Origin of the sequence: Shewanella sp. ANA-3 (assembly GCF_000203935.1) — a bacterium.
GTDB lineage: Bacteria > Pseudomonadota > Gammaproteobacteria > Enterobacterales > Shewanellaceae > Shewanella.
Map to the genome: position 1 here is coordinate 3229140 of NC_008577.1, position 12222 is coordinate 3241361.

Here is a 12222-nt window from a genome sequence, read left to right on the forward strand (position 1 = left end):
AATTCCCCGTTATAAATTAGCTTTCTCAATGAGGTGTAGTTGCACACCTTGTTTAGTTAATTCATCAACATAGCGCTCTGGGATCCCGGTATCTGTCACTAGGCGCGTAATACGGCGACTGCTGCAAATAACGTGGAATGCTTGTTGATCAAACTTTGATGAGTCAGTCACAACGATAATTTCACTCGCTATCTCACACATCATTCGGTTGAGGCTGGCCTCTTTTTCAAAGTGAGTGGTTAATCCCACCCGCAAATCGAAACCATCTACCCCTAAAATCAACTTGTTAAAGTTGTAATCCCGCAGGCTGTTCTCGGCGATATTGCCGTAGAACGACAGGGATTTTTTACGTAACAGGCCGCCGGTTAACATCACCTCGACTTCATCGGCCTTAGCCAATTCGGTGGCGATATTCAGGCCGTTGGTCATCACGATCAGATCCTTATGCTCCATCAGGTTCGCCGCCACCTGTTGGGTGGTCGTCCCCGAGTCGAGCAATAAGCGATCGCCGTTTTGCACCAAGGCCGCTGCCGCCTTACCTAACTCTTGCTTTAAGGCCGAATGGCAACTGCCCTTCTCCTTGAGTGATAACTCCCGGATCAACTCACTGTTGACCATAGCGCCGCCGCGGGAGCGCACCAGTAACTGCTTCTGATCCAACATGGCTAAATCGCTGCGGATCGTGACTTCAGATACCCCAAAGTGTTCTGCGAGTTTGGCAACAGAGACCTTTCCCTGTAACTGTGTCATTCGCACAATTTCCTGCTGCCTTTCTATCGTGTTCAAAGTACTCACAAGCTTCTCCATTCTTTCGATTAACTATCGATTGAAAGGTAACACGCCAAGAGCAACCTTCAAACACTTTCGAAATCACTTTTCGTCATCGCAAAAACAAACAACGAAATTAACAATAACTTACGCATATTTAGCTTCATTTTTTGCCATAAGTTGATTTTCATCATGCATGAATGTGAAACTTTTTGAAAGTATTTTTACATTTTTTTATTGATCGATTACAGAATTTAACGCTATAAATAAGACTTCGAAAGGTTTGCGCAGTTTCTTTCGCTTTCGAAATTGTATTAAAAGACACGGCAATGACCGTGCATCACACTCATGCGGGGATACTATGAAACTCTTAACCACCAAGCCTGCCGCGATTGCCCTAGCTATCGCAGCGGCTCTGACAGCAACTCACAGCGCTGCCAATGAAATACCAGCAGAGCAACAAACCAAAACGAAAGAGCAAGTTCAAGCGAAGGATACTGCGCAAGCCCAGGATGCCGAGGTCGAACGCATTCAGGTAACAGGGATCAGAAACAGTATTAAGGAAGGGATGTTCCTAAAGCAGAATGCCGTGAGCGTGGTCGACCTTGTGGTCGCCGATGACATTGGTAAATTTCCAGATGAAAACTTAGCCGAGGCGCTACAGCGCATTCCCGGGGTGACCATTACCCGTAACGGCGGCGAAGGACAAAATATTCTGGTTCGTGGCCTTGGCGATGGTTATAACGTCACCACTCTTAATGGCCGTAAACTAGCCTCAGAAAATGCGGGCCGAGACTTTAACTTCGACACCATCGCCTCTGAGCTGGTGAATGTGCTGGCGGTGTATAAGTCACCCGAAGCCAGACTGACCGAAGGTGGCATTGGCGCTATCGTCGATATCCAAACCCGTAAACCGCTGGATTTAGAAGGCCGTACCATTCAAGCCTCCGCTAAGGGTATTTACGAATCCCGTACCGAGGACATTCATCCCCACGCTTCACTGATCATTGGTGATAAGACGGATGACGATAGTTTTGGCGCGCTGGTCTCGGCGGTATATTCCCGTAAAACCCTGCGGGCAGATACCTATTCGGCCGAAGGTTTCTTCGATGAAGATGAAGGCTGGGGCGTCGACAGTGCCGGGGTGCCAGTCGATACCAACAATAACGGCGTGATCGACCCAGGTGAGATTTATGCCTCTAAGATCCCAAGCTATATGTATTTTGCAAACGCCCAAGACGTGCGTGAACGCGTAGGTGGCACACTCGCCCTACAATGGCGCCCACTGGATAATCTCGACATCAACTTCGACGGTCTCTATTCGCGCTACAATACCGATGGCCATAAATACCAAATCGGCTTCGTGAACTACGACGAAGAATGGACGCCGGGCACACCGCTATTTACCGACGCCATATTTGACGATCAGGGTCGTGTGGTGAGCATGAACCAAACGGGCGATAACACTATGGTTGAATTGCTCAACCTCAGTACCCCAAGAAAAACCGATACCTACCAAATGGGCCTTAAGGCCGACTGGTATGTCATGCCCAATTGGTCGATTACCGCCGATGTCGCCTACTCCGCCGCGCAAAATGCCAATAATGGCGATAACCGCTTCGTGGTGGCCCGTGGCTTTGTCGACGGCATCGACATCGATTACACCCGTGGCAATATGCTGCCCGATGTAGTGATAAGCCCAGGCCTGAGCGCCGATCAAAAATACGGCGCCCACTATAGCCGTAACAGTGGCGTCGATGTGGACGATAAAATTACCGACATTAAACTGATTAGCCAATACATCCCCGATGAAGGCATCATCAGCAAGGTCGATTTTGGCGTCAATTACGTCAAGCAAGTGAAAAAGCAGACCGAATTTGCTTCCGCTAACTCCAGTCAATTCAGTCGAGGTGGCTATTACCTCACCCGCGACGGTTATACCTTCGATAACAGCACTGTCTTTACCCAGGGTGAATTTGAACTGTTCCAAATTCCTTCGAGCGTATTTGTGCCGGCCAACTTCGATAACTTCCTCGATGGTGAAAACAGTATCTCCCCAGAGCCTTGGCCAAGCTTCGACTACGACAAACTGCTTGAATACTACCGCAGCATTAACCAAGAAGCGGCGGATAAGAGCATTGTCGCTAGCCTCAATAAGGCGGGGAGCTATGAAGTCACCGAGGCTGTGACCTCCGCCTATGTGCAGGTGAATATCGAAGAGGAAATTTTCGATCTGCCTTATATGTTGAACTTAGGCCTCAGAGCTAGCCAGACCAAAGTCACCTCCGACGGTTATGCCTATGATTTGGCGAAGGTTGAATTAGACAGTGCCGGCCAACCCACCAACAACGATTGGAAAAACGTCGTCCAAGCCAGTTACGACGATAGCTATACCAATGTGTTGCCGAGCATGAACTTTAAGCTCAATCTGCAGGATGACTTGCTGCTTCGTGTCTCCGCCGCCGAAGTGTTAAGCCGTCCGTCACTGTATGCACTGCGTGTGTGGGCTGCACCGAGTTTCACGACCCGTGAGAATGGTTTACCGACACTGACACGCGGTAACCCGAGCGTCGCCCCCGAAAAGGCGCGCCAAGGGGATATCTCCCTCGAATGGTATTTCCACGAGAGTAGCTCACTGAGCGGTGCCATCTTTATCAAAGATATTGAATCCTTTATCACCGACGAAAAAGGGCCTCAAATGGTTGAAGGGACTGAATATTATGTCACTCAACCCGTATCGGGTAAGTACGGTGCCAAAGTGCAAGGGGTGGAAGCCGCATGGCAACAATCCCTCGACGAATACCTGCCAGAACCCTTTAATGGTCTAGGTTTCCAGCTGAACTACACCTATGTGGACAGCAGCTACGATGATCCCGAAATCGATGCGAAAGGCTTACCCTTTAAGGGCATGTCGAAAAACTCTTACAACGCCGTCCTTTACTATGAGCAATACGGCCTGCAGGCTAGGGTTGCCTATAACTGGCGCAGTAAGTTCCTCGTCGATCCCGAAGCTTGGGGTGGTCCAGCTTGGATCCAAGACTACGGCCAGCTCGATGCTAGCGCGAGTTATGATATTTTCGAAAATGTGTCGATTTTCGCCGAGGCTTCTAACCTGACCAATAACCGCTATTCAGGTTATGTGAAGTATGAAGACCAAGTGAATTACCTTGAGCGTTTTGGCACCCAAATCGCCCTCGGGATCCGCGGCAGTTTCTAAGCAAAATTCGTAAATTTAACAACAATAAAGCCACTCAATGAGTGGCTTTATTTTTCAGCTTCACGCTCGCGCATCTGAGCGTCCATCAGGCAAATATAATCCTCTAATTCCTGCCCGGGCGTCGGGTCAAAATGGCGGTTAAGCCTTAATAACCCTGTGATACGATCGACCCGAAAGTTGCGAAAATCTTGGCGTAACTCACACCAGGTCAGCAAGGTCCAAGTGCCACGCCAAAAATAGATGGCCAGCGGCCGCACTTCGCGCTCGGTCAGGGCTTTATTCACATCTTGATAGAAGAGTTTGACGTATTCACGGCGCTGTGCCGCATTACGCAGCGGATCGAGAAACTGAAACTCGTTGGAATCTAAATAAAAATCCGGCGAAAACATCAAGGATTGATAGGCTTGCAAACGCTTAGGTAGCACGGCTTCCACTTTTATCATCGCCTGACGCGCCGCACTGCCGAGCTCTTTGCCGCCCCATGTTTGCACCATACGCATGCCGACTTGAATCGCCTCTAATTCGGCCTCGTTAAACATCAGTGGCGGCACATTCACTTCGTGGCGCAATAGATAGCCCACGCCCGCCTCCCCTTCAATGGGAATGCCGCTCAAACACAAATCCTGCACATCGCGGTACACGGTGCGGGTCGAGACTTCTAAACGATCCGCCAGCTCTTGGGCGGTCGTCAGTCGTCGATGTTTAAGAATTTGCACTATTTGAAATAGGCGGTCGGCACGGCGCATGGACAGTAATCACACTTCAAATTGGCTTGCTGCGAAAGTTAAGGGATCTTACCCGCTAAAGTGGGCTAGCCCAAGCGATAGTGTATTGGCACAGTGTTATGAATTTGGCCTACACGATCCCTATATAAATCTCGACCTTATCGGCACTTCGATACACTTCAAAGTCCGTTTGATAATCACGCTGATGCGGACAATCAGGCGCACTAAAGTAGCGCCAAATCTGTCCCCAAAGGTCAACCACGCAGTGGGGCATTTCCCCTTGCGCACTGAACTTAAGGTAGTTTCCCTCTCGCAGCTGCAACGCCGTAAAAGTGCCGGTCTCGCTGACAGATTCAACACTTTTCCCCACTAAAACCGAATAGTCTCCCGTCATATCGGATTCATAGTCGTAGTAGACCCCATACATGGGAGAGTCGAGCATCGCCGTGAGTTGTGATGATTCAAAAAATGTCTGCCAAAGCGCTGCAATCTTGCCGCCCTCAGCCGCCATTTCGGCGCTATTATTGGTGCGCGTACTCAGCCCAAGCATAGGTTGAGCCGCCATAAAAACCTGTTCCATTATCCTTTCACCTTCATCACTGAAATTTGCTGTTGCTTGTTTAAGGTCCATCGCGAGACGTTATTGCATATCGCTCTTATCCGCAGAACTGACTTTATCCACTTGAATTAAAGAACTGCTTAAAAATCAGTACCAAGAGCCGTGCCAAGGCACGACTCTGCAGGGTTTACATTACTGATTTTGCGACCAGAGACCGACCTTATTGCCTTCGCTATCCACAAACAGGGCTATATAGCCACAACCGCCGTCTTTGATAGGCGTCACAGGTAATAGCATAGTCACATTGGCGGCCACGAGTTTATCCACTAAAGGTTGCAATTGTGCGCTGAAATGCAGGTATACAGTGCTACCTTCCATCGACGGTTTGCTCATGCTGCATTTAACCAAACCAATGCTGGCGGCGCCTTCTTCCTCTGTTACGAGCGTCGCGTATTGCATGTCTTCCATATCGTCACGCTTAAATTCAACCCCGAAATGTTGTTGATAAAAAGCGATGGCACGATCCATATCACTGACAGGAATTTCACCCCAGACTAACGGTGCAATTGATAACATTTTCACTTTCTCCTTGTTGAAAAATGCCGATGATTCATCATGTTATAAATGTGGTTCACCAGCGGACGACAACAAGAATAAAACAAGGCTACTGACAACATCATGTCAGTAGCCTTTGAGTGAAGCGATTTTATTGAGTGCGCTCAAGGCGCTTATTTAGGCAGGCTCGCCTGATGGGCTGAAATAAACGCCTCCATCGCCAGAGTTGCCCGTGCTTGGGCGCTGGCTAAGGTGTCTTGCGCCGTCATAGGTTCGACCACCTCGTAGTAACACTTGATTTTAGGCTCAGTGCCTGACGGCCTGACTATAACCCGCGCGCCATTGGCTAAGCGATAGGTTAATACATCACTGGCGGGCAGATTGATTTTCTCAACCTTACCATCGGCAAAACGGCGCTCTAATGCCTTGAGATCATCGGTCGACACCAAGGCATGTTCACCAATTGCCAGCGGTGGATGTTCACGCAGATACGCGCCAATATTAGGCGTGTCGGGTTTTAAGGCAATGCTAACTTGAGCATTGAGATGGAAACCCTGCTCGCGGTAAATCTGCTCGAGTCTATCCCAAATGGTTTGCCCTTTAGCGGCAAGCTCGGCGGTTAATTGGGCAAAGGCGACGAGAGCCGACAAGCCGTCCTTATCCCACACCATGTTACCGACCGTGTAACCCAGGGCTTCTTCGTAGGCAAACAGGAATTGGTTATCAGGCTGACTCTGCGCAATTCCCACATTCATCAGCCACTTAAAACCGGTGAGCGTGGTATAGCTTTCAACGCCAAAGCCTTTAGCGATTTTAGATAATAGACTGGAGGAGACAATAGTCGTGCCCACCAGACGCTGCTCCTTGCTCGCATGGCTTAACAGATAATGACCAAAGAGCACACCCACTTGGTCACCCGTTAGCATTTGATACTCGCCATCATCCTTACGAACTGCAACCGCAAATCTGTCCGCATCGGGGTCATTGGCACAGGCGAGCATGGCGCCATGCTTTTTCGCTTCGGCAATGACTAAGTCCATCGCACCCTTTTCTTCCGGATTAGGGAAGTTAACCGTTGGGAAATCCCCATCGGGCTCGCGCTGCGCCACCACCGAATACACTTGGGCAAAACCCGCATCCTTGAGCACAGTTTCCGCCATTTCAGCGCCCACACCGTGCATGGCGGTATAGGCAAGGCTGACTTTTTCGGGCGCAGTGTTATTTTGCAGCACATTGGCGTGCATCACGCCGCGGCGATAGGTTTCGTAATAATCGTCCTGCAACCAGATAAGCTTGCCCTGTTTGGTCGCCTCAACCTGATCCATAAACGGAATAGCTTGAGTTGCCGCCAGCTCAATCTTAGCGGCGATACCAGAGTCATGGGGCGGGATAATCTGTGCGCCGTTTTCCCAATACACTTTGTAGCCATTGTATTGTGGCGGGTTATGGCTGGCGGTCACCACAATGCCCGCAGCGGCATTAAAATGCTTAACCCCAAAGGCCACCAGCGGCGTTGGCGCCACTTTGGCGGTGAGGCGCACCTTAATACCCATCGCGGTAAGCACACTGGCGGTATCATGGGCGAAAGTGCGTGAATCATGGCGGCCATCGTAACCAATCACGACACCACGTTCTGCGGCATCTTTAATTTGTTCGAGTAAATAGGCACCAAGCCCAGCAGATGTTTGACGGATCACTAGGCGATTCATGCCCATAGGACCAGCGCCCACCACACCGCGTAATCCGGCGGTACCAAATTCTAAACGTCCCGCAAAACGAGCCTCGAGTTCGGCGTCATTTCCGGCGTCGATTAAGGCTTGCAGTTGTGCCTGAGTGCGGGGATCGGGGTCATTTTCGAGCCAATGCTTAACCTGTAATTGCAAATGGGTATTCATAGGGGGCCTCAGTGAAAATCATTTTCAATCACCTTAGGAAAATCCATGCCGAAGAACAAGCGAATTTGCACTTTTCACAACGGATTTAAGTGTAAAGAGGGAGAGTGTAACGAACTTAGGAGAAGTAAAGTCACGCAAAGACGCGATTTATTAACCCTGTTAATCCTTATGCAACAGGGGCTGTCGTACTTGCACAGCCGCGCGCTGTGGTGCTGCGAAAGCACTCACCACCTCAAGCAAAATTGCACAGATAAATGCCACGAATTGCCGTCTTAACGCAGTAAATTAATCGACACTACGTTAGAAAACAGCTCCTTTTCAGAGTCCTGCTCCAATTGATTGCGCCAAGGTTTATCGAAAACCCGCACAAGATAGTAAGTATCGCGCCCAGTGTCTGTCACAAAGGCGATGCCGAAACGCATCAACTCGTAGTGAATATCATGGACAAACACCAATGAAAAATTTTGGCGCCCGGTCAGCTGATTAATATCTTCTCGGGTTAAACTCACGCCCTTTTCAACACCCTCGAAGCGATTCTTTAGCCAATGGGCGAATTCTTTCGCACTCACCATAGACATGATCTTTCTCCTCGTACGACCCTAGGCAATAACGGCCTGGCTCGCTGTCATTTGTTCGATTATTTGTAATGATGGCGTGGCGTAATGCTCAACATCTTAGAATGAGCAAAACCGTGTCCCCATTCCGCTAGATAATGAGCTAAGCCACAAATTTGATGGTGCTAATAATTTATTGTTATTAGTACAAAATTGATGAAAACAGACTCTATATATCTGGCTCAGTGCGCTGTTATGCGAACGATTACTCAGGTAGAAAGGAAGCCCGAACCAAACGTCTGCCTATACGAAAAATAGAACAGTTTGCGCACTTTTACCAAACCGAAAACCGCAAATAGAAATTATTTCATCGGCCGATAACTAGGGCAATTCACAACCCATCTTTGGGATAACCGAATAAAAACTGGCGCACTATGGCGCCAGTTTTTGCTTGTATTGATTGGGGCTAGTTCCTACAGCAATCTTTAAATACAACACCTTATAGATATCCCTTAACGTGAAGGCAGCGTGCCATCAAACACTCGCACTTTAATATTCTTCTTCAGATTTTCCTGATCCTGTTGCCATTCCTGCCACTGGGTCAGACTGATACTCAGCTGCAAGGAAAAATCCGTGGAGATCCATTGTGTCTGTCCCTGCGCATAATGCGGCAGTGGCACAATATTTTTAGGACCATTGAAGGATTCAGAGCATTGGAAGGATTTAAAGTACACTTGGTCGATCGCCAGATCGAGCTTACTCGGCGTCGTCATACATTGACCGCTTCCAGGCTCCTGATAAGAAGCAAATTGGTACATAATCGCCGGGGTATTGTTGCTGCTATCGGGCACAGAAGCTGTTTGATGGCAAGATAAGCAACTACTTAACGCATTATCCGCCGGACCGTTTAGCCTGCCATTACAACCTAGATGCCCTGCGTTGGTTTTCTCATTTAAACGTCCAACCACCTCTTGAAACACCGCACTATCTTTAAGGCCTGACACTGGGTTTTGTGGAAAGGCCGCCGCGCCTACGTTTGCAGGAGGAGTATCATTGCCCCACATAAGTCCAAGGGGTGAGATCCGGTTCCACGGATTTTTCTCTTTTGCCTTAAATTGACCGTCGGCCACAAAGGTGCCATAGGCCCAGCCTACCGGGGAGCGACTGTCACGTACCGCGATATCAAACTGTAGCAAATACACATCGGCGATCGAACGGGGACACTGCTCCGTTTCTTGCTGGAAGCTACAGGCACTACCATCGGCATTTTTACATTCACAGAAATCACTCGAACTGATATTGGCTTGCCATACAGGCACATTTTCTAAGAAGGGATAATTATTGGGTGTCGCCGTGGTAAACAACAATTTGCCAATCACACTGCCTTCATTAAAGGCAAAATTGGCTTGGGGCATCACAGGCGCAGCAGCCCCCGTCCACACCTTAGCCAAGCTGCCAGCGGCCTGAGGGTTATAAAAGCCTACAGCCCACATGGTGGTTTTAATATCGCCTTGGTCTTTCACCGCCATAGTGACTGGGGCTTCACGGGTTAATCCATGAATAAATTCGCGTCCGCTCATGGGATCGTAGGTTTGATAAGGAATATGGTACCAAGCACGTACCTTGTTATTACACAGATCCCAGTCGGAATTGATGTCGCCACTGTCGATATTGCCCGCTTGGATATACTGCATAACCGCCCAAAGATAATTCCACGCTTGGGTATTCTTATCCTTTTCAGAGAGATTTTTATCGAAGGGATTGAACTTGAGCCATGGCATTTCCTGATCGGCTTTAGCTGCTGAGTAGGCATCACTTAACTGAAAAATCGGCCCCTTCCAACCTGGATAGGCCTGATTGATGATTACTTGGTTATCCCACATGCCAGTTTTGGTAAAGGCCGGGTCTTGAAAGTAACTCGGGTAAGTTCCCGTACAAGTGGAACTTGAAGGGGCTGGTGTTTGGCCGGTTTGAGATCCAGCGGCGTGGGCATTGGCTCCCAGCAAAGCGCCAATCAATAGACTCGCAAGAGGTAGTTTCATAGCTTCATCCTTGAAAGTATTCGTCATCTTTAGGGTTTGCACCGCACCTTGGCAATGCCAATTAAGCATAGACTAATTTTCCAAGTCACGATTTTGCCTTCGGTAGATAGTAAAAAAGCCATTTAGCATGGGCTAAATGGCCTTGAGACATCAAAAAGTGATTAGGCTTACTTCTGCTCGCGCGTCTTCCACAGGGAGAATAATACCCCCGCCAGCAAGAGGCCGAAGGTGACGCCAAGGGATAAGGCCGTTGGGATCTTAAAGTCCACAATGCCTTCGTGATTAAAGTATACCAGTCCGACTTTCACGCCGATAAATACTAACACCACCGATAGCGCATACTTGAGGTACTCGAAACGATGCACCATGGCCGCGAGGGCGAAATACAATGCCCGCAGACCTAAAATCGCAAAAATATTAGAGGTATAGACGATAAAGGGATCTTGGGTAATCGCAAAAATCGCAGGGATACTGTCCACTGCAAACACCAGATCCGCGGTTTCGACTAAGATCAACGCCAAGAACAGAGGCGTTGCCCACCAGCCTTTGCTGAGTTGATGCTCCTCTCCCCTTACCCAAAACTTCTCTTGATGAAGGCTTGGCGTAAAACGCATTTTGGAGCGTAACCATTTGTAAAACTTATTATCTTGGATATCACCATGCTCATCATCGGAAAAGAGCATCTTAATACCCGTGAAAATCAAGAACAGGCCGAATAACACCAACACGCCTTGGTATTGCGCTACCAGCGCCGCGCCTAAGCCAATCATAATCGCACGTAGCACGATAACGCCCATGATCCCCCAGAATAACACTCGGTGTTGATACAAACGAGGAATGCCTAAGCTACTGAAAATAAGCGCGATAACGAAGACGTTATCCATAGATAAGGATTTTTCGATAAGGTAACCCGTGAGGTATTCCATCCCCGCGGTCGAGCCCTTATACCACCATAACCAAGCGCCGAACAACAGACCCATACAAATGTAAAAGGCCGATAATTTAAGGCTCTCTGCCACGGTAATTTCGTGTTGCTCTTTATGTAGCACACCTAAGTCGAAGGCTAACAATGCCAGCACAAAGCCAAAAAACATTAACCAAACCCATATTGGGTAACCCACAAATAGCGTGGTTAAAAACTCCATAACACTCCCTAAAACCTAAAAAATACCGAGTTTTCTCGGCTCCATCGCCACATTCGATCTTAGTACTTGGCGATACCAAAAACAGTGAAACAGGGTAAAAACCTTAAAATGTCAGATTAAAATTTTTTTAAATCCATACTACGCAGCCAAAACAACTAGTTACGCAAGGCTCTATCATCTGAGTATTTGTTGTACTCTGTTCAAATTTAAACCTAGCCCTAGCCCTCACGGGGTCACGTGAGTAAAATAATCGCGTGAGTTCATCACTACTCACGCTTTAGCAGACACAAATCGATGGTATTTGTCGCTAACGCAGTGAAAAGCGAGGTGTTTCAGCGCACTGTGTAACACTTGAGCATTAAGCGAAAATGAAAAAGTTCGCGGGTAAGAATAGCCGTTTGAAATAGCGAGAATGGTAAGCGTGACCACTCGCCACAAGGAATGAAAAAGTGATTCGATGAGAAGTAAAAAACTATTCGCGCCCGAGTAGACGGCGCGCGACTAATACCACAAGATGCAGTAACAACAGGCCACTAAAGGCTAAGCAGAAAAACAGTAAAGCGATGGCGTTGACCTCTCGAGGAGCGTCACTGTAGAGAGACCACCACAAAGGCCAACCGATAAGCGACAGCAGGGTCAACTGCCACATGCAGCGTTTGCAGCGGCCAATCTTTTGCCGAAAAATCGAAGTATTACAATCGTCGCAGGCCATTAACTTTTTAATCCAGTAAGTTACCGTGACGGCATAGGATATCACCAAGT

Annotated in this window: 10 protein-coding genes; 1 reads left to right on the forward strand and 9 read right to left on the reverse strand. The window is 48.4% G+C overall.

Annotated elements, in window-relative coordinates:
• Positions 1-9: 9 nt before the first annotated feature.
• Positions 10-795 carry a transcriptional repressor AgaR gene (gene agaR, locus SHEWANA3_RS14230; protein WP_011717586.1) on the reverse strand — a complete coding sequence of 262 codons (786 nt, stop codon included), beginning with the start codon at positions 793-795 and terminating at the stop codon, positions 10-12.
• 334 nt (positions 796-1129) lie between these two features.
• Here agaR and SHEWANA3_RS14235 point away from each other — a divergent pair, with 334 nt between their 5' ends.
• Positions 1130-3985: a TonB-dependent receptor gene (locus SHEWANA3_RS14235; RefSeq protein ID WP_011717587.1), complete on the forward strand. Its 2856-nt coding sequence runs from the start codon at positions 1130-1132 to the stop codon at positions 3983-3985.
• Between the two features lie 47 nt (positions 3986-4032).
• Here the strand turns inward: SHEWANA3_RS14235 and SHEWANA3_RS14240 are convergent, their stop codons facing one another.
• The 8 genes from SHEWANA3_RS14240 to SHEWANA3_RS14275 all read right to left on the reverse strand — a co-directional run bounded on the left by SHEWANA3_RS14240 (position 4033) and on the right by SHEWANA3_RS14275 (position 12172).
• A complete protein-coding gene (locus tag SHEWANA3_RS14240) occupies positions 4033-4731 on the reverse strand; it encodes a YafY family protein (RefSeq protein WP_011717588.1) in 699 nt (232 codons plus the stop codon).
• Between the two features lie 109 nt (positions 4732-4840).
• Positions 4841-5290 carry a GyrI-like domain-containing protein gene (locus SHEWANA3_RS14245; RefSeq protein WP_011717589.1) on the reverse strand — a complete coding sequence of 150 codons (450 nt, stop codon included), beginning with the start codon at positions 5288-5290 and terminating at the stop codon, positions 4841-4843.
• Positions 5291-5461: 171 nt separating this feature from the next.
• Complete coding sequence (locus SHEWANA3_RS14250) at positions 5462-5845, reverse strand: VOC family protein (RefSeq protein ID WP_011623292.1); 384 nt, start codon at positions 5843-5845, stop codon at positions 5462-5464.
• Between the two features lie 152 nt (positions 5846-5997).
• Positions 5998-7719 (reverse strand): phospho-sugar mutase, encoded by a 1722-nt coding sequence (locus SHEWANA3_RS14255; protein ID WP_011717590.1) that lies wholly within the window; start codon positions 7717-7719, stop codon positions 5998-6000.
• Between the two features lie 272 nt (positions 7720-7991).
• Positions 7992-8297, reverse strand: coding sequence for a hypothetical protein (locus tag SHEWANA3_RS14260; protein ID WP_011717591.1), 306 nt, complete (start codon positions 8295-8297; stop codon positions 7992-7994).
• A gap of 488 nt (positions 8298-8785) precedes the next feature.
• Complete coding sequence (locus tag SHEWANA3_RS14265) at positions 8786-10315, reverse strand: hypothetical protein (protein ID WP_011717592.1); 1530 nt, start codon at positions 10313-10315, stop codon at positions 8786-8788.
• A gap of 167 nt (positions 10316-10482) precedes the next feature.
• Complete coding sequence (locus SHEWANA3_RS14270) at positions 10483-11460, reverse strand: TerC family protein (protein ID WP_011717593.1); 978 nt, start codon at positions 11458-11460, stop codon at positions 10483-10485.
• A 472-nt stretch (positions 11461-11932) separates the two neighbouring features.
• The gene (locus tag SHEWANA3_RS14275; protein ID WP_041413092.1) at positions 11933-12172 is read right to left on the reverse strand and encodes a DUF3624 domain-containing protein; all 240 of its coding nucleotides are present in this window, start codon (positions 12170-12172) and stop codon (positions 11933-11935) included.
• Between the last annotated feature and the right edge of the window lie 50 nt (positions 12173-12222).